The 18190-nt window shown below is 65.6% G+C and carries 19 protein-coding genes; 12 read left to right on the plus strand and 7 right to left on the minus strand.

Annotated elements, in window-relative coordinates:
- Window positions 1–157: 157 nt before the first annotated feature.
- Together ATE71_RS13990 and ATE71_RS13995 are read left to right on the plus strand one after the other, a co-directional pair.
- Window positions 158–655 (plus strand): hypothetical protein, encoded by a 498-nt coding sequence (locus ATE71_RS13990; RefSeq protein WP_058803981.1) that lies wholly within the window; start codon window positions 158–160, stop codon window positions 653–655.
- Window positions 656–998: 343 nt separating this feature from the next.
- Window positions 999–1688, plus strand: coding sequence for an aspartate/glutamate racemase family protein (locus ATE71_RS13995; RefSeq protein ID WP_058804024.1), 690 nt, complete (start codon window positions 999–1001; stop codon window positions 1686–1688).
- On the opposite strand, the gene ATE71_RS14000 is transcribed toward ATE71_RS13995, so the two are convergent.
- Entirely contained in the window at window positions 1685–2566 is an 882-nt protein-coding gene (locus ATE71_RS14000; RefSeq protein ID WP_058803982.1) for a LysR family transcriptional regulator, read from the minus strand. The two genes, ATE71_RS13995 and ATE71_RS14000, sit on opposite strands and share 4 nt — an antisense overlap.
- Before the next feature lie 148 nt (window positions 2567–2714).
- Between ATE71_RS14000 and ATE71_RS14005 the strand changes: the two genes are divergently transcribed.
- Complete coding sequence (locus tag ATE71_RS14005) at window positions 2715–3044, plus strand: UrcA family protein (protein WP_058803983.1); 330 nt, start codon at window positions 2715–2717, stop codon at window positions 3042–3044.
- A 153-nt stretch (window positions 3045–3197) separates the two neighbouring features.
- On the opposite strand, the gene ATE71_RS14010 is transcribed toward ATE71_RS14005, so the two are convergent.
- Entirely contained in the window at window positions 3198–3911 is a 714-nt protein-coding gene (locus ATE71_RS14010) for an NAD-dependent deacylase (protein WP_058804025.1), read from the minus strand.
- A 108-nt stretch (window positions 3912–4019) separates the two neighbouring features.
- Between ATE71_RS14010 and dapB the strand changes: the two genes are divergently transcribed.
- Window positions 4020–4748 carry a 4-hydroxy-tetrahydrodipicolinate reductase gene (gene dapB / locus ATE71_RS14015; RefSeq protein ID WP_058803984.1) on the plus strand — a complete coding sequence of 243 codons (729 nt, stop codon included), beginning with the start codon at window positions 4020–4022 and terminating at the stop codon, window positions 4746–4748.
- A gap of 5 nt (window positions 4749–4753) precedes the next feature.
- Window positions 4754–5410: an endonuclease III gene (gene nth / locus ATE71_RS14020; RefSeq protein ID WP_058803985.1), complete on the plus strand. Its 657-nt coding sequence runs from the start codon at window positions 4754–4756 to the stop codon at window positions 5408–5410.
- A gap of 49 nt (window positions 5411–5459) precedes the next feature.
- Here the strand turns inward: nth and ATE71_RS14025 are convergent, their stop codons facing one another.
- Window positions 5460–5852, minus strand: a complete 393-nt coding sequence (locus ATE71_RS14025) for a winged helix-turn-helix transcriptional regulator (protein ID WP_058803986.1) — start codon at window positions 5850–5852, stop codon at window positions 5460–5462.
- 114 nt (window positions 5853–5966) lie between these two features.
- On the opposite strand from ATE71_RS14025, the gene ATE71_RS14030 reads away from it, so the two are divergent.
- From ATE71_RS14030 to ATE71_RS14050, 5 genes are all read left to right on the plus strand, one after another.
- Window positions 5967–6710 (plus strand): SDR family oxidoreductase, encoded by a 744-nt coding sequence (locus tag ATE71_RS14030; protein ID WP_058803987.1) that lies wholly within the window; start codon window positions 5967–5969, stop codon window positions 6708–6710.
- Between the two features lie 182 nt (window positions 6711–6892).
- On the plus strand, window positions 6893–8140 hold the full coding sequence (rlmN, locus tag ATE71_RS14035) for a 23S rRNA (adenine(2503)-C(2))-methyltransferase RlmN (protein ID WP_058803988.1): 1248 nt from the start codon (window positions 6893–6895) through the stop codon (window positions 8138–8140).
- 225 nt (window positions 8141–8365) lie between these two features.
- Window positions 8366–8824: an outer membrane protein gene (locus tag ATE71_RS14040; RefSeq protein WP_058804026.1), complete on the plus strand. Its 459-nt coding sequence runs from the start codon at window positions 8366–8368 to the stop codon at window positions 8822–8824.
- 134 nt (window positions 8825–8958) lie between these two features.
- The gene (locus ATE71_RS22210) at window positions 8959–9627 is read left to right on the plus strand and encodes a hypothetical protein (protein ID WP_235588026.1); all 669 of its coding nucleotides are present in this window, start codon (window positions 8959–8961) and stop codon (window positions 9625–9627) included.
- Between the two features lie 46 nt (window positions 9628–9673).
- Window positions 9674–9997: a YnfA family protein gene (locus tag ATE71_RS14050; RefSeq protein ID WP_058803990.1), complete on the plus strand. Its 324-nt coding sequence runs from the start codon at window positions 9674–9676 to the stop codon at window positions 9995–9997.
- A 146-nt stretch (window positions 9998–10143) separates the two neighbouring features.
- On the opposite strand, the gene ATE71_RS14055 is transcribed toward ATE71_RS14050, so the two are convergent.
- Window positions 10144–10857 (minus strand): arylesterase, encoded by a 714-nt coding sequence (locus ATE71_RS14055; RefSeq protein ID WP_058803991.1) that lies wholly within the window; start codon window positions 10855–10857, stop codon window positions 10144–10146.
- 17 nt (window positions 10858–10874) lie between these two features.
- Between ATE71_RS14055 and ATE71_RS14060 the strand changes: the two genes are divergently transcribed.
- Complete coding sequence (locus ATE71_RS14060) at window positions 10875–11576, plus strand: ABC transporter ATP-binding protein (protein WP_058803992.1); 702 nt, start codon at window positions 10875–10877, stop codon at window positions 11574–11576.
- 115 nt (window positions 11577–11691) lie between these two features.
- Window positions 11692–14193 carry an ABC transporter permease gene (locus ATE71_RS14065; RefSeq protein WP_058803993.1) on the plus strand — a complete coding sequence of 834 codons (2502 nt, stop codon included), beginning with the start codon at window positions 11692–11694 and terminating at the stop codon, window positions 14191–14193.
- Between the two features lie 29 nt (window positions 14194–14222).
- On the opposite strand, the gene ATE71_RS14070 is transcribed toward ATE71_RS14065, so the two are convergent.
- The 3 genes from ATE71_RS14070 to thrS are packed head-to-tail and all read right to left on the minus strand — an operon-like array spanning window position 14223 to window position 17844.
- Window positions 14223–15020 carry a sulfite exporter TauE/SafE family protein gene (locus ATE71_RS14070; RefSeq protein ID WP_235588027.1) on the minus strand — a complete coding sequence of 266 codons (798 nt, stop codon included), beginning with the start codon at window positions 15018–15020 and terminating at the stop codon, window positions 14223–14225.
- Window positions 14981–15811: a metallophosphoesterase gene (locus tag ATE71_RS14075; RefSeq protein WP_058803994.1), complete on the minus strand. Its 831-nt coding sequence runs from the start codon at window positions 15809–15811 to the stop codon at window positions 14981–14983. The genes ATE71_RS14070 and ATE71_RS14075 overlap by 40 nt, the downstream gene beginning before the upstream one ends.
- A gap of 32 nt (window positions 15812–15843) precedes the next feature.
- Entirely contained in the window at window positions 15844–17844 is a 2001-nt protein-coding gene (thrS, locus tag ATE71_RS14080; protein WP_058803995.1) for a threonine--tRNA ligase, read from the minus strand.
- Between the last annotated feature and the right edge of the window lie 346 nt (window positions 17845–18190).

Below are 18190 nucleotides of genomic sequence, written 5' to 3' on the forward strand. Positions count from 1 at the left end.
CTAGTATGTGCCGCGGGAAAAGTCCCTGAGGGACAGACCATCGGAGGCGATTCGTGCCCCGATTCTGGCCCCTGAAAATGTCCACCTTCCTTAACGCACGCACCGCATCGCGCAAGCCATGCTTGCAAAGCATCCCCAATCGCGCAAACGAGGAGCGATGCGGCGCTGGGCCACTCTTTTCCTCATGCTGGCGGCGGCGCCTGCCGCAACGCTTGCGGCTGCCCCGACCGCGCTCGGCATTTTTGACGGCTGGGGCGCGTTCCGCGATCCCGCGACCCCGCGCTGCTACGCCCTCGCCGCCCCGTCCGCGACGATCGGCACGCCGCAAGTGAAGGCCTATGCCAGCGTCGGCTATTGGCCCAAGTCGCGTATCCGCGGTCAATTCTATGTCCGCCTGTCGAAGGCGCGCGCGCCGGACCGCGACCTGCGCCTGACGATCGGCAGCCGCCGCTTCATCCTGACCGGCAACGGCGCGCATGGCTGGGCGAGCGACGCGCGCATGGACGCGGCGATCGTCGCCGCGATGCGGTCGGCACCGAGCATGAGCGTCGAGAGCGGGACCGCGACGGGCGGCGCGATCGCCGATACGTACCGGCTGCGCGGCGCCGCGACCGCGATCGACGCGGCGGCGCTGGGGTGCGCCAAGCTGCGCTGAGGCGCTTGGGAGAAGTGGCGGATTTCTGCGTAACTTCATTCGCGATTCGCAAATTTTCGTCCTCCTCTCCGTCATCCCGGACTTGATCCGGGATCCATGCGAGGCGCCGGGATAAGCGGGACCCCGGATCAAGTCCGGGGTGACGGAAGAAGGAAAGACAGCGCTTTTCCGAAACGGCGGAAAACTGCGTAACTTCACTCGCAAATCGCAGTCCGTCGCGCGGATCGAAGAGCACGGAAGGCCCTCTGCAGCGGTCAGGAGGAAAGCTGTGTCGCGTGTCATCGCCGGGCAGGCTAGACCGGGCCAATAATGTAGGACAGCGCTTTCGGAACGGATGGATGCAATGAAAACAATCGGCCTGATCGGCGGTTTGAGCTGGGAAAGCTCCGCGCAATATTACCGGCTGCTCAACGAAGGCGTGCGGAAGCGGCTCGGCGGGCTCCATTCGGCGCGCATCCTGCTGCTGTCGCTCGATTTCGCGCCCATCGCCGAATTACAGGCAAACGGCGACTGGGACGTACTCGACGCGCAGATGGCGGACGCGGCCCGTTCATTGACCGCAGGCGGCGCCGAGCTGTTGCTGATCTGCGCGAACACGATGCACCTCTGCGCAGAGGCGGTCGAGGCCGCGACGCCGGTGCCGCTGCTTCACATCGCCGACCCGACCATCGCCGCGATCAGGGCGGCGGGTTTCTCGCGCGTCGGGCTGCTCGGCACGGCCTTCACGATGGAAAAGCCCTTCTATACGGCGCGGATGGCGGCGGCGGGGATCGAGGCGATGATCCCCGGCGATGCCGATCGCGCGATTGTCCACAGCATCATCTATGACGAGCTGGTGCAGGGCGTGATCCGCGACGCGTCGCGCGCCGAATATCGCCGGATCATCGCCGCACTGATCGCGGGCGGCGCCGAGGCGATCGTCCTCGGCTGCACCGAAATCATGCTGCTGGTCGGCGAAGCAGATAGCGCGGTGCCGCTGTTCGACACGCTCGCGCTGCATGTTGACGCCGCCGTGGAAAATGCTCTCGCCTAACCGCGCGCTAGCTTGGTCAATTCGGAAGCGAGGAAATCAAGGACGAGGCGCACGCGCGGCACATGGCGCAACCGTTCGTGGGTGAGTAGCCACAATCCGGTCGTATCCTCTGTCTTGGGCGGAATACAGCGGATCAGGTCGGGTTCGCGATCGGCGATGAAGCCAGGCAGGATGGTGAGGCCCATGCCCGAGCGCACCCCCGCGAGCAGCCCCGACCCCGTGTCATATTGCATCACCACCGACTCCTCGAGCCCGTGCTGGCGCAGCCACGCCCGATAAGGTTCCCAGACCCCGCCACCGCCGCCGATGAAGGGATGCGTGGCGAGTTCCGCGCGGCCATGCGGGATGCCATGCAGGTCGGCGTAGTCGCGGCTGCAATAAACCGTCCACGGATTGTCAGCGATGCGCCGCCCGACAAGCCCGCCACCGCTCGGCTGCTTGCTGCTGCGGATCGCGATGTCCGCCGCGCCAGCCGCAAGGTCGCGCGATTCGTCCGACGTATCGAGCTGAATGTGGATTCCGGGATGCGCGGCGCGCAGGTCGCGCAGGATCGGCGGCAGGATGGTGACCGCAAAAATTTCCATCGTCGTCAGGCTGACCGTGCCGCCGGCATCGCGCGAGCGCGCGCCCGCCGCCTCGCCAAAGCGGTCGGCGGCGTCCTTCACGGCGAGCGCGCTCGCCAGCATCGCCTCGCCCACCGGGGTCAGCGCATAGCCAGCCTGGCGGCGTTCGAACAGGTTAAGCCCTGTTGCCTCCTCGAGCGCGGCGATGCGCCGCGCGACCGTCGTCTGGCTGACGCGCATCGATTGCGCCGCCGACAATGTGCTGCCGGTTTCGGCAACGGCCAGAAAGGCCTTCAGGTCGTTCCAATCATACATGACGCCTTGTGCGGCATAATGGCCGGACGCTCATTCTGCAATTTTGCAGAATGAGCGCGCAACATCGTTGCTCGCGCTGCGCCAGCCGGACTTTTATCTCTGTTTCACCGGCTTCCTCCCCTCCCCAGCCGGACGATGGAGAAACAAGATGCAAAAGCTTCTGATCCTCGCCGCCCTTGCTGCCGTATCGATCGGCCAGCCCGCATCGGCGCGAACTGCCCCCGCCAGTCCGAGCGTCGCCGTGGCTCACAAGGACCTCGATCTTCGGACCGAGGCCGGCACAAAGGCGCTCGACCGCCGCATCTGGCGCGCTGTCGTCGAAGTGTGCGGCACCGCGCCCGATTTCGACCTCGCAGGCAAGAATGACGTGCGACAATGCCGCCGCGACACGCGGACACTTGCTTCGGCGCAGGCCGACGTCGTGATCGCCAGCGCCACGCGCGACCAACCAATCCGGGTCAGCTCGATCCGCAAATGACCGGCGGGCCCAAGTTGCGGGGTCCGTCCAAGCCGGGGTCATGATTCGGGCACGATCATGGTCCCGGCTTGCTGCCGGCAACCCGCTTTGGGGTGGGTGAACCGGTTCCCCTCCCGCTTGCGGGAAGAGAGAAAGACAGGCCGCAATCGGCCGCTATCCGCCGTTGCTGTCCAGAATCTCGTCGACCCACGCCGGTACCAGCGTCGTCGCCGGTCCGTGGCGCGCTGCATCGAACCAGTGGCTACCCTGGCTCGGCTCCATATTGAGTTCGAGCGTGCGCGCGCCCGACGCCCGCGCCTCGCGCACGAAACCCGCGGCAGGATAGACCGCGCCCGAAGTGCCGATCGACACGAACAGGTCGGCGCGGTTCAGCGCGTAATAAATCTCGTCCATCCGGTACGGCATTTCGCCGAACCAGACGATATCGGGGCGCAGCGACCCCGCCGCACCGCAGCCGGGACAGTTGGGGCGGCCGAGCAGGGGCCCGGTCCACGGTACGCGGTTGTCGCACGCGGTGCACCAGGCGTTGAGATGCTCGCCGTGCATGTGGATCAGCCGTTTCGCGCCCGCGCGTTCGTGCAGGTCGTCGACATTCTGGGTGACGATCAGCAACTCGCCCGGCCATTCGGCGTCGAGCCGCGCAAGCGCTTCATGCGCGGCGTTTGGCGCCTTGGTCTGGATCGCCGCGCGCCGCATGTCGTAGAATCGCAGGACGAGGTCGGGGTCGCGGGCAAAGGCTTCGGGTGTTGCGACATCTTCGACGCGGTGCTGCTCCCACAGCCCCCCGGCATCGCGGAAGGTGTCGATGCCGCTTTCGGCCGAAACGCCCGCGCCGGTCAGGATGACGATATTCTGGATAGGGGACACGCTAACTCCGTTCGTCCTGAGCTTGTCGTAGGGCCGTTCTTCCTTCAAAGCGGCGGTTTAGCAAGGGCGACCCTTCGACAGGCGCAGGACAAGCGGGGATTTGGTTCAATGACCAGCATCGGCATTATCGGCAGCGAAGGACGGATGGGCGTCGCGCTCGCCGCCGCGATATCGGAAGCGGGGCAACGCAGCTGCGGAATCGACAAGGGGGGCAATGTCGTGCGCCTGGCATCGGACGCCGACGTGCTCGTCGATTTTTCCTCGCCCGCCGCGCTCGAAGCAACGCTTGATGCATGTGTCGCGGCGCGGACGCCGATCGTCATCGGAACCACCGGGCTCGAGGAACGCCATCATTATCTGATCGACGATGCCGCCAAGGACATCGCGGTTCTCCAGACCGGCAACACCTCACTCGGTGTCACTTTGCTCGCGCACCTCGTCCGCGAGGCCGCGGCGCGGCTCGACCCCGAATGGGACATCGAGATTCTCGAAATGCATCATGGCCGTAAGGTCGACGCGCCCAGCGGAACCGCGCTGCTGTTGGGGCAGGCGGCGGCGGAGGGACGGAGGATCGATCTCGCAACCTGTTCCGAACGCGGCCGCGACGGCCTCACCGGCGCACGCGGCCATGGCAAGATCGGCTTCGCGAGCCTGCGCGGCGGCACCGTCGCGGGCGACCATGACGTGATCTTCGCCGGCCCCGAAGAGATGATCACTCTCTCACACCGCGCCGAAAACCGCATGATCTTCGCGCGCGGCGCGGTGCGTGCGGCGCTGTGGCTGATCGCCCAAAAGCCCGATCGCTATACGATGCCGCAGGTGCTTGGACTGTCCTGAACGCGATGAAAAAGGCCGATATTTTTGAATTCTATCGCCGTCTTGCCGAGCTGAACCCAAGCCCCGAGACCGAGCTGGAATATGGCAATGTCTATCAATTGCTCGTCGCGGTCGTGCTGTCGGCGCAGGCGACCGACGTCGGGGTGAACAAGGCGACGCGGGCGCTGTTTCAGGGCGTGAAGACTCCACGGCAAATGGTCGATCTCGGCGAAGACGGGCTCAAGCAGCACATCAAGACCATCGGCCTGTTCAACGCCAAGGCGAAAAATGTCATCGCGCTCAGCGAAATCCTCATCCGCGACCATGGCGGCGAGGTTCCCGCCGACCGCGACACGCTCGTGGAACTTCCGGGCGTCGGGCGCAAGACCGCCAATGTCGTGATGAACTGCGCCTTCGGCGCGGAGACCTTTGCGGTCGATACGCATATCTTCCGCGTCGGCAACCGCACCGGCCTTGCGCCCGGGAAGACGGTGCTCGCGGTCGAAAAGAAGCTGGACAAGGAAACCCCCGCGCCCTTCCGCGTCGGCGCGCACCATTGGCTGATCCTCCACGGCCGTTACATCTGCAAGGCGCGTACGCCCGAATGCTGGCGCTGCCCGGTTGTGGATCTTTGCCGCTACAAACCCAAGACGACGGCGCCGAAAGCCAAAAAAGTGGCGTGACGGAGATGGCGGCTTCCGACCGCTGGCGGTCGAACAATATCTGCTGGCACTACCCCCGTGCGTCGAATGCCATGCGCGCCCGTGCTACCCTCTCCAGATTGGCCTCCGCCCACACCCACACGCCGCAAAAGGCTTCGCCCAAACTGTGCCCGAGGTCGGTCAGGCAATATTCGACCTTCGGCGGGACGACCGGGTGAACCGTGCGCACCACCAGCCCGTCGCGCTCCATCGCGCGCAACGTCTGCGTCAGCATCTTTTGGCTGATGCCGGGCACGCGGCGCGACAGTTCGGTGAAGCGGCAGGTTCCATGATCCTCGAGTTCCTCGAGAACGAGTAGGGTCCATTTGTCCGCGACTCGGCCGATGAGTTCGTTGACGAGCGTTTCGACGCGCGGATCAACCGGCGCGTGCGGATCATAGGCAATTTTTTCGGACGTAGGCATCGCGGAAATTCCAAATCTCTCTTTTTGGTAACTATGGCACTTTCAGGTGCCTTCTTTCTTTTGGAGAGTATAGGGATATCTAGGCCCTCTCACCACCCCAAGAGGAGACAATCCATGAAAACCACGGGCAACACCATTCTTGTCACCGGCGGCGGGTCGGGCATCGGGCTCGCGCTGGCGCAGCGCTGGCACGACGCGGGCAACACAGTCATCGTCACCGGGCGCAATGCCGCGAAGCTGGAAGCGGCGATCGCCGGACGGGCGAACATGTCGGCGATGGCGCTCGACGTCACCGACGCCGACGCCATCGCGACTTTCGCGAAAGAAATTGTCGCGAAGTTCCCCGACCTCAATGTGCTGGTCAACAACGCCGGCATCATGGCCGCCGAGGATGCCAGTGCAAAACGCGACCTGTCGCATGCCGAGGCGACTGTGATCACCAACATCCTCGGCCCGATCCGGCTGACTGACGCGCTGGTCGGCCATCTCGCGGCGCAGGACGGCGCGGCGATCGTCAATGTGACGTCGGGGCTGGCCTTCGTTCCTTTCCCCAAGGCGCCGACCTATTCGGCGACGAAGGCGGCGATGCACAGCTATTCGGTTGCGCTGCGCATCCAGCTCGAGGGCAAGGTCGAAGTGATCGAGCTGGCGCCGCCTGCGGTGCGCACTGATCTGACCCCCGGCCAGTCGACGCGCGAGGGCTATATGCCGCTGGACGATTTCGCCGACGAGGTGATGGCGCTGTTTGCGCAGACGCCGACGCCGGAGGAAATCCTCGTGCAGAATGTCCTGCCGCTGCGCAACGCCGAGGCAAATGGCACGGTGCCGCAGGTTCTGGCGATGCTGAAATCGCTGTAAAAGGTCCAATCCTCCCTGTGGCGCAGCGATGGGAGGTGGCAGCGCGAAGCGCTGACGGAGGGGCTGTGACGCGGCCCCTCCCCCACCTCTTCGGGGCGGTCCCCCTCCCCTCGCTGCGCGACAGGGAGGATCAATGGCCGCAATTGCGCTTTTTGCCCTCTCCCACTATATGGCCGCGCATCATGCAGATTCCCGGCCATATCGACCCCGTGACGACGGGCACCGTCCCGCTGCGCGGCGGCAACCGCATCGACCTTGTCGGGCTGACGCGCGATGCGATCGGCGGCGTGCTCGTCGAAGCCGGACTTGACGCGAAGGCGGCGAAGCTGCGCGCCAAGCAGATCTGGCACTGGATCTATCACCGCGGGGTCACCGATTTCGAGGCGATGACCGACATCGCCAAGACGATGCGCCCGTGGCTGACCGACCGCTTCATCATCGGCCGCCCGACCGTGCGCGAAGCGCAGGTGTCGAGCGACGGCACGCGCAAATGGCTGCTCGCCGCTGCCGACGGCCAGGAATATGAGATGGTCTTCATCCCCGACGCCGATCGGGGAACGCTCTGTGTGTCGAGCCAGGTCGGCTGCACCCTCAACTGCCGTTTCTGCCACACCGGCACGATGCGCCTCGTGCGCAACCTGGGCGCGGGCGAGATCGTCGGTCAGGTGCTGCTCGCGCGCGACGCGCTCGGCGAATGGCCGAAGGGGACGATGGCTGGCTTCGGCGCCGATCCCGAGGACGAGGATTATGACGACGAGGCGGGGCATTATACCGCCGACGGCCGGATGCTTACCAATATCGTGATGATGGGCATGGGCGAGCCGCTGTATAATTTCGACGAGGTCAAGGGCGCACTCAAGATCGTCATGGACGGCGACGGGCTGGCGCTGTCGAAGCGGCGGATCACTTTGTCGACCAGCGGCGTCGTGCCGATGATGGCGCGCGCCGGCGACGAGATCGGGGTCAACCTTGCCGTCTCGCTGCACGCGGTGAACAAGGAAATCCGCGACGAGATCGTGCCGCTCAACCGCAAATATGGCATCGAGGAATTGCTGCAGGCGTGCGCCGACTATCCGGGTGCGAACAATGCGCGGCGAATCACCTTCGAATATGTGATGCTGAAGGACAAGAATGACAGCGACGAGGATGCGCGCGAGCTCGTCCGGCTGATCAAGCAATATAAGCTGCCGGCGAAGGTCAATCTGATCCCGTTCAATCCCTGGCCGGGCGCGCCCTATGAATGCTCGACGCCCGAGCGGGTCAAGGCGTTCAGCAACCTGATTTTCAAGGCCGGCATTTCGGCGCCGGTGCGCACCCCGCGCGGGCGCGACATCATGGCGGCGTGCGGCCAATTGAAGAGCGCCGCAACCAAGCCGACGCGCGCCGAACTCGACCGTATTGCCGAGGAAAAGCAGGCCGCGCTGGGCTGAGCGCCCTTCGCCCCCCGAATTTCGCGTCACGGAAACAATCGGAAATCTGCGGTTTCGCGGAAGGGATCCCGCATAGCTATTCTATACTGTGTGGTAAAAATAACACAGGTAAGAAAATTGTCACATTCTGAACGATCCATTCATTGAAGCGACAGGCGTCGACGCCATTTAGGGGCCGGGCCGCGACCCAAAGGGCGTGGTCCGTTTTGAATGAAGGAACGAAAAATGAAAAAATTCGCAGTTGCAGCCGCTCTCCTCTCCGCCGTCGTCGCAACCCCCGCCCTCGCCGCCCCTGCTGGCGAAGGCCGCGTGGAAGTTCGCGGCGGCCTGATCACCGGCAACGGCCAGGACGAAGCCACGCTCGGCGCCGCCGCCGGTTATGACTTCGACCTCGGCAGCTCGACGTTCGTCGGTGCCGAAATCGCTGGCGACAAGGTCCTCGTCGACGGCGCGAACGTCCAGTTCTCGGCCGGCGGCCGCGCGGGCGCCAAGATCGGCGCCAACGGCAAGCTCTATGCCACCGGCGGCTACACCTTCGGCGACGTCGACGATCCCTATGTCGGTGCCGGTTACCAGCACAAGCTGGGCCAGAACCTCTATGCCAAGGGCGAATATCGCCACCAGTTCATCGACAATTTCGGCGACTTCGACACCTTCGTCGTCGGCGTCGGCTTCGCTTTCTGATCTTTCGGTCAGTGACGAAACAGGAAGGGGCGGCCGGTTGGTCGCCCCTTTTTTGCTCCATAGTGACCCAAGATGCGCAACTTCGAGTTGCCCGCCGGAAGCGGTTTTGCGACAAAGCGCCATGCGCATGCCCAATGCCATTTTTTGCCGGACTTTGCGTCCTTCTGGCAGCGTGCGGTCCGGACAAGCCCGTGTCCGACAACAGGCCCAAGCTTTGCCAAACAACTACATTTTGTGCCGTCCCTGCCCCGCCTCCGGAAAATCTACAAATCGCAGAGCGCGCAGAAGAGCCGGGTCGCCCGATCCGCTCCCAGCTCGCAGCCGATTTTGGCGAAGCGCGCATCCTGTTCCGCGTCGGTCCCAAAGGCGAAAACGAATGGACCGATAGAAAGGGCGTACGACACCGGGGTCTCAGGCTGTACTTCGCGACGAGACTGGCCAGACCGGATGTCGGCAGTATCTGGGTCGTCTTCGACCATGCAACCGTTGACGCGCCCGAGACGCAGATACTGGTCCGCGACCTTGATCGCCGCAAGATTCGAGTGATCGTTGATGGCCGGACAGAAGGGAACAGGGGTCTGGCCTTTGTCGCCTATCGTATCGCGGTCGTCGACAGCACAACCGGCATCGGTCCGACATTCTTGTCGAGGGACGGTCAGCAACCCTATATTCGGTACGAATATAATTCGGACTACGTGCGGAAAGACTGGGAACAGATGATCACATCGAGTTGCGGCGGCGGCCCTCTGACCGCCACTCCGCGAGCTTGGACCTTGGAACGCGAGCGCCTGTGCGCACCCTGACCAGTTTTGATTTGCACCGCGGATACGGCCCGGGCACGACGCGCCGATGACCGCCTTTGCCTACATAGCCGCCGCGCTCGCCGAAATCGCGGGTTGCTTCGCCTTCTGGGCGTGGCTGCGGCTCGACAAGCCGGTGTGGTGGCTCGTCCCCGGCGTAGCGTCGCTGGCGCTGTTCGCGTACCTGCTCACGTTGGTCGATGCCGAACATGCGGGGCGGACCTATGCCGCTTACGGCGGGGTCTATATTGTCGCGGCCTTGCTGTGGCTGTGGGCGGTCGAGGGCGCGAAGCCCGACCGCTGGGACCTGATCGGCGCCGCGGTATGCCTGGGCGGCGCGGCGATCATCTTGTTCGGGCCGCGGGGGAGCTAGGTTTCGATCCTCCCTGTCGCCTAGCAATGGGGAGGAGGACCGCTTGCGAAGCAAGGGGTGGAGGGGCGACAACGTCAGCGCCAAAGCCCTTCGGTCAGCGCTTCGCGCTGCCACCTCCCCATGGCTTCGCCACAGGGAGGATCATTTTACCCGGCATTCGGCAGCGCCTGTTCGACGAGCGGCGCCAGCCCCTCGGCCACGACCTTCACGCCCTTCGCATTGGGATGGAGATTGTCGCCGAGCATCAGCGCCTTGTCGGTGACGACATTATCGAGGATGAAGGGATAGAAACTCACCGCATATTTCGACGCGAGTTCGGGATAGATGGGGTTGAACTTGTTCGCATAGTCGCTGCCGAGGTTCGGCGCCGCCATCATGCCGGTCAGCAGCACCGGGATTTCGCGCTTCTTCAGTTCAGCGAGCATCGCGTCGAGGTTGGCGCGCGTCTGGTCGGGGCCGATGCCGCGCAGCATGTCGTTGCCGCCCAGCCCGAGCAGCACCAGCGCCGGCTTCACCTTGGCATTGTCGAGCACATAGGTCAGTCGCTGACGCCCCGCCGCGGTCGTGTCGCCCGAAACGCCGGCATTCTGGACGCGCGCGACGACGCCGTCGTCGGCAAGCGCGGCTTGCAACTGCGGCGCGAGACCTTCCTTCGGACCAAGCTGGTAACCGGCGTAGAGGCTATCGCCGAAAGCGATGACGAGCGGCGCGTCGGCGGGGAGCGCCGCCGTCTTGGGCGCAGCCGCCTTGTCGTTTGTCGAGGCGGGTGGCGCCTCCGCCGACCCGCATGCGGCGAGCGGTTGGCAAAGCGCGATTGCGCAACCATATATCGCATAAGAGCGCCATCCGGCCGTTCTCATTTCAAAGGGTCCTCTCCTTGCCCGACGCCCAACGACAATCGCCCAACGCGGCGATCGCCGCCCATAATGTGACGCTCACGCTTGGAAGCGACAAGGCCCCCGTCGAAATTTTGCGCGGCGTCGACCTCGAGGTCGAAGCCGGAACCTCGGTCGCGCTGCTCGGCCCCTCGGGGTCGGGCAAAAGCTCGCTGATGGCGGTACTCGCCGGGCTCGAACGCGCCAACGGCGGCAGCATCAACGTCGCGGGGCTCGACTTTGCGACGATGGACGAAGACGATCTGGCGCGCGCAAGGCGCGGTCGCATCGGCATCGTGCTCCAGGCCTTTCACCTGCTCCCTACGATGACCGCGCTCGAAAATGTCGCCGTACCGCTCGAACTCGCCGGAATCGCCGATCCGTTCGGCCGCGCCGCCGCCGAACTCGAAGCCGTCGGGCTCGGGCATCGGCTCACCCACTATCCCGCGCAGCTTTCGGGCGGCGAGCAGCAGCGCGTCGCGATCGCGCGCGCAATGGCCAGCTCGCCCGCGATCATCTTCGCCGACGAACCGACGGGCAATCTCGACACCGCGACCGGCCAGTCGATTATCGAGCTGATCTTCGCACGCCGCGCCGCGCTCGGCGCCACGCTGCTGATCATCACCCACGACCCCGAACTCGCCGAGCATTGCGACCGCGTCGTCGTGATGCACGATGGCCGGATTGAGGAACGGGCGGCGTGACCTCTTTCCTAATCCGTTCGCATCGAGCGAAGTCGAGATGCCCCTCAGCCTTGCTCTATGCCGATGGGTGTCCCGACTTCGCTCGACACGAACGGACTAAAAGGAACCATAGCTGATGCTGCCGCTCGGCACGCTCTGGCGGATCGCGCGACGCGACCTTGCGACGCGGATTCGCGGACTGCGTCTCCTCGCCGTTTGCCTGTTCCTCGGCGTCGCGACGCTCGCGGCGATCGGCAGCCTGACCCGCGGCATCACCTCCGAGCTGGAGGTGCGCGGGCAGACGATCCTCGGCGGCGATATCGAATTCAGCCTGCCGCAGCGCGAAGCGACAGCGGAAGAAATGGCGGGCTTTCGCCGCGTCGGCACGCCGTCCTCGACGGTCCGGCTGCGCGCGATGGCGAACGATCCCGACGGCGAGGCTTTGCTGTCCGAGCTCAAGGCGGTCGATGGCGCCTATCCGCTTTATGGCACGATGCGGCTCGAGAGCGGCGCGCGCCAAGGCCCGCCGCCCCCGGGCGCGATCTGGATCGGCAAGGACCTCGCTTCGCGGCTCGACCTGAAGGTCGGCGGCGGCGTGAAGTTCGGCGAAAAGACCTTCCGGATCGACGGCATCATCGCCGAGGAACCCGACCGACTGGGCGAAGGCTTCACGCTCGGCCCGGTCGCAATCATCGGCCTGGCCGACCTGCCCGCGACGCAGCTGATCCAGCCCGGCAGCCTCTACGAAAGCAAATATCGCGTCCGCCTGCCGGGGGATGCGAACCCCGAATCGGTCGGCAAGGCGCTGACCGCGGAATTTCCCGACGCGGGCTGGGACATCACCGACAGCAGCAACGGCGCCCCCGGAACGCGGCGCTTCATCGAACGCATGGGACAATTCCTGTCGCTTGTCGGGCTGGCGGCGCTGGTGATCGCCGGGATCGGCGTCGGCAATGGCGTCGCGAGTTACCTTGCGGGCAAGCGCCCCGGCCTTGCGACGCTGAAGGTGCTCGGCGCCGACAGCGGCACCGTCGCCCGCATTTATGGGTTGCAGATCCTGGCGGTCGCGGCAGTGTCGATTATCGCCGGGCTGATCGTGGGAGCGCTCGCCCCCGCGCTCATCGGCTGGATCGCGGGCGACGTGCTGCCGGTCAAGCCCGGCGTCGCCATCTATCCGCTGCCGCTCGCCGTCAGCGCGGCCTATGGCCTGCTCATCGCGATCGCCTTTGCCCTGCCTCCGCTCGCGGCGACACGCCATGTTCCCGCCGCCGGCCTCTACCGCGCAACGGTCAGCGGCGCGGCGCGGGTCGACCGGCAGACCATGATCGCGGTTGCCGCGGCGCTCGCGGCAATCATCGCGCTGGCGGTCGGCACGGCGCGCGAGCCGCTCTTCGCGCTCGGCTTCATTGGCGCGGCGATCGGGCTGCTGCTCATCCTCGTCGGGCTTGGCTGGCTGGTGCGCCGCACCGCGAGCCGCCTTCCGCGGCCCAAACGTCCCTTGTTCCGCCTCGCGCTCGCGAATCTCCACCGTCCCGGCGCGGCGACGGGCGCGCTCGTCGTCGCGCTCGGCCTCGGCCTGACGCTGTTCGTGACGCTCGCGGCGATCCAGACGAGCATCACCTCTGAAATCCGCTCGACTGTGCCGCAGCGCGCGCCGAGCTTCTTCGTGCTCGACGTGCCGCGCGGAGACGCCGCGCGCTTTCGCACGATGGTAACAAACGCCGATGCAAGGGCCGAGATCAACATGATCCCCGCGCTGCGCGGCAGCATCACCGAATTTGCGGGCCAGCGCGTCGACGAACTCGCCGAGTTGCCCGAAGGCGCATGGGTGCTGCGCGGCGACCGCGGGCTGACCTATAGCCCTGTGCTTCCCAACGGCAGCGAACTGGTCGGGGGCCAATGGTGGCAGGCCGATTACAAGGGACCACCGCTGGTCAGCGTCGAGCAGGAGGTCGCGACTTCGCTCGGGCTGAAACTCGGCGATACGCTGTCGGTCAATGTGCTGGGGGTCGAGGTGCAGGCAAAGGTCGCCTCGTTCCGCACCGTCAACTGGGACAATTTCGGGCTGAACTATGTTCTCGTCTTCTCGCCCGGCACCTTCGACGCGGCGCCGCACAATATGGTCGCTACAGTCGCGGTGGGGCCCGAGGCCGAAACCGCTCTGTCGCGCAGCATCCCGCGCGCCTTCCCCTCGGCGTCGCTGATCGCGGTGCGCGATGTCGTGTCGCAGGTCACGACCCTGCTCACCCAGATGAGCCAGGCGATCGCCGCTGCCGCGAGCATCGCGATCCTCGCCGGCATCGCGGTCCTGATCGGCGCCATCGCCGCGAGCCGCGAACGGCGCGTCTATGACAGCGTGATCCTGAAGCTGCTCGGCGCGACGCGCGGCCAGATATTGGGCGCGCAGGGAATGGAATATGCAGTGCTGGCCGCCATTCTCGCGGTGCTGGCGCTCGGGCTGGGGCTTGCCGGCGCCTGGTATGTGGTGACGCAGCTGTTCGAGTTCGACTTCGCGCCCGATCCGCTGATCGTCGGGCTGACCTTGCTCGGCGGCGCGGGCCTGTCCTTCCTGATCGGCATCGCGGGAAGCTGGCCCTTGCTGTCGGCGAAACCCGCGCAGGCACTGCGCAGCCTCTAGAGGCTACCCTGAAGAGATCAGGGTAGCCTCTAGTTCAGGATCCGCACCACCGCCGAAACCGCCGCGACGCCAAGCACGACGGCCACCATCGTCTGCCACACATGCGGCGCAACGCGCCCGAAATGATGGCCTCCGATCAGGTTGCCGAACCACATCGGCGGGAAGAGGATCAGCGACAGGATGACGAGCCGTGCCGTCGCGATCCCGACCCACAGCGCCGCGAGCGTCCCCGCTATCGCGGTCGCGAAAAAGATCAGCATCATCGATGCGCGGGCGACCCTGGGCTCAAGATGACGGCGAAGATAGAAGGGCACGACCGGCGGCCCCGGCATCGCAGCGAAGCCCGTGAGGATGCCCGATACGACCCCCGTCCCCGCAACCGCGATACGCCCCGGCCGGTGCCCCTCGGGCTGCTTGGGTAGCAGCACCGCGACGAAGGCCCCGACCGCGATCAGCGTGATCAACAGCCGGGCGACGTCGGGCGTCGTCGCGTCGAGCGCAAACATCCCAGCTGGGGTCGCCAGCATCGCGAGCAAGGCGATGGGGGCGGCGGTGCTGCGATCAGCGTCGGCCAATATGACCTTCAGCCCCACGGGCCCGATCAGCAATTGCAGCAAGATGCCGAGCACCACCGCCTCGCCCGGTGCGACGATCAGCCCGAGCAGCGGCACGAGGATGATCGCCATGCCGAACCCCGTCAGCCCGCGCACATAGGCCGCGCCGAACGTCATTGCCGCCGCACCCGCGACCGTCAGCGGCGCGAGTCCGACGAGATGCTCGACGCCGGTCATCGCGGCGGAGCTTTCGGCTTCAGCGTCACCAGCCACGCGTCGGGCGGGGTATTGAAGCGGAGCGGCAGGATGCTGGTCCCGAGCCCCGCGCCGACAAAGACGCGCTGGCCCGCATCGTCGATATCGCCGCACGCAAAGCGGTCGCCGTAGCGCGACACATAGGTCAGCGCGCCGATGAAGGGAAAGCGGATCTGGCCGCAATGGGTGTGGCCGGCGAAGACCGCGACAACCGGCCGCGGCAAACCGGGCACGACATCGGGGCTGTGCGTCAGCAGCAGCGGCACGCCGGGGCCCAACCGGTCCATCGCCGCGAACGTCGCAGGCACATCGTCGTGCCCCGAATAATCATCATCGACCCCGCCGACGATCAGCGGACCCGCCGCGATCGCTTCATTCTGCAACACGCGAAGCCCGCTTTTTTCGAGCTCGCCGCGCAGCGCGTCGGGCCGGAACCAGTGGTCGTGATTTCCCGGCGCGACGACGACGCCAAGCGGCGCCTTCAGCCCGCCGAGCGGCGCGACAACCTCGGCCGGGGTGTAGATATGTGTCGCGCTGCGCTTCTCGCTGACCAGATCGCCCGCGATCAGGACAAGGTCGGGCTTCAGCCGGTTGAGGCCGACGACGATCCGTTCGAGCCGCGCGGGAGGCATGTCCGGCCCCGCGACGTGAATATCCGAGAGAAGCAGAAGTTTCAGCGGCGCTTGTCCCGCCGGCCAGTCGCCAACCTCGATGGTCGCGGTGCGGATCAGCGGATCGCGCGCCGCGTTCCAATAGCCCCTGGCGAGAAGCGCCGCGCCGACGACCGCAAGCAACAACAGCCAGCGCATCCAGCGGCGCGGGCGACGCTTCTCTGTCACGCTCAATCGCGCAGGTCGGGCGGCGTCGCCTCAGCCTTCAGCATCGCGATCGCCTCGGCAAGCGGCATGATGCGCTGGCCGTCCTGCCCGAGCGTACGGATCGCGACGGTGCCCTCCTCGGCCTCGCGCTTGCCGACGACGAGCAGATGGGGGACCTTGGCAAGGCTGTGTTCGCGCACCTTGTAATTGATCTTCTCGTTGCGAAGATCGCTGTCGGCGCGGATGCCCGCCGCGACGAGCTCCTCCACGGCATGCTTTGCATAATCGTCGGCGTCGCTGACGATCGTCGCGACCACCGCCTGCACTGGCGCGAGCCAGGTCGGGAAGCGGCCCGCGAAATGCTCGATCAAAATGCCGATGAAGCGTTCGTAGCTGCCGAAGATTGCGCGGTGGAGCATCACCGGGCGGTGGCGCTCGCCATCCTCGCCGATGTACGATGCGTCGAGCCGGTCGGGCAGCACGCGGTCCGACTGGATCGTGCCGACCTGCCACGTCCGGCCGATCGCGTCGGTCAGGTGCCATTCGAGTTTGGGCGCGTAGAAGGCACCCTCGCCCGGCAGTTCTTCCCAGCCATATTGCTCGGTCGCGAGACCCGCCTCGACGACCGCATTGCGCAGCTCATTCTCCGACTTGTCCCACATCTCTTCGCTGCCGAAGCGCTTTTCGGGGCGCAGCGCCAGCTTGATCGCATAGGTGAAACCGAAATCCTTGTAGATGCGGTCGGCAAGCGCGCAGAAATTGCGCACCTCCTCGACGATCTGGTCCTCGCGGCAGAAGATATGCGCGTCGTCCTGCGTGAACTGGCGCACGCGCATCAACCCGTGCAGCGCTCCGTGCGGCTCGTTGCGGTGACAGCAACCATTCTCATAGAGGCGCAGCGGCAGGTCGCGATAGGACTTCATGCCCTGGCGGAAGATCAGCACATGCGCGGGGCAGTTCATCGGCTTCAGCGCCATCCATTCGGCGGCGTCGGAGACGATCGGGCCTTCGTCCTCGGTATTCGGCACTTCGTCGGGGATGACGAACATATTCTCGCGATATTTGCCCCAGTGGCCCGACTGTTCCCACTGGCGCGCGTCCATCACCTGCGGCGTCTTGACCTCCCGATAGCCCGCGCCGTCGATCGCGCGGCGCATATAGGCCTCCAGCTCGCGCCATACGCGAAAGCCGTTCGGGTGCCAGAAGACCGAGCCATGCGCTTCCTGCTGGAGGTGGAACAGGTCCATCTCCTGCCCCAGCCGGCGATGGTCGCGTTTCGCGGCCTCCTCCAGCCGGACGAGATGCTCGGCAAGCTGCTTCTTGTTGAGCCAGCCGGTACCGTAGATGCGCGACAACTGCGCATTCTTCTGGTCGCCCCGCCAATAGGCGCCCGATACACGCGTCAGCTTGAAGGCCGCGGGGTCGAGCTTGCCCGTCGAGGCGAGGTGCGGACCGCGGCACATATCCATCCAGCCCTCACCGCTGCGATAGACAGTGAGTTCTTCGCCTGCGGGCAGTTCGGCGGCCCACTCGGCCTTGAACGTCTCGCCGTCGGCTTGCCATTTCGCGATCAGCGCATCACGCTCCCACACTTCGCGCGTGAGGGGGAGGTCGGCGGCGATGATCTTGCGCATCTCTTCCTCGATCAGCGGTAGTTCGTCGTCGCGGAACGGGCCATGTTCGGCCGTCGGCGCGAAGTCGTAATAGAAACCATCGTTGGTCGACGGGCCAAAGGTGATCTGCGTGCCCGGAAACAGGTTCTGCACGGCCTCCGCCAGCACATGCGCATAGTCGTGGCGGAAAAGTTCAAGCGCATCGGCCTCGTCGCGGCTCGTCACCAGCGACAGGTTCGTGTCTGCCTCCAGCGGCCGCGTGATATCGCGCAGTTCGCCGTCCACTTTCGCGGCGAGCGCAGCCTTTGCGAGGCCGGGGCCGATCGCCGCCGCGACGTCCGCCGGGGTCGAACCGACGGGCATTTCGCGCACCGAACCATCGGGAAGGCTGATCTTCAGCATTTCACTCATCGAAATCCGTCTTTCATCGCTTTGGTCCGCGCCATGGCACAAGGCGGCGCGCACCGGAAGAGGCCGCGTCCAGCTTTCGAAAATTCGGATGGAGGGACGCCGCGCCACCCGAACCCGGGCGGCAGCCGGCGCGAGTTCAGGCCGCGGCCGACCGCCCCCCGCACGCGGGGGTAGTGGTGGTCCGGATCGTGATCGGCGTCAGCGTCATGCCGCCGACATAGGGGGCGCGAAAGCCTTTGTCATCATCTGTCGAAAACCTATGCTGACCCGTTGCCCCATTTTCCGAAAGTTCGACTATGGCCGACGCACCGCCCCACCATATCGCCGCCATCCTCCCGTGCAGCGA

The organism is Sphingopyxis sp. H115 (assembly GCF_001468465.1).
Lineage (GTDB): Bacteria > Pseudomonadota > Alphaproteobacteria > Sphingomonadales > Sphingomonadaceae > Sphingopyxis.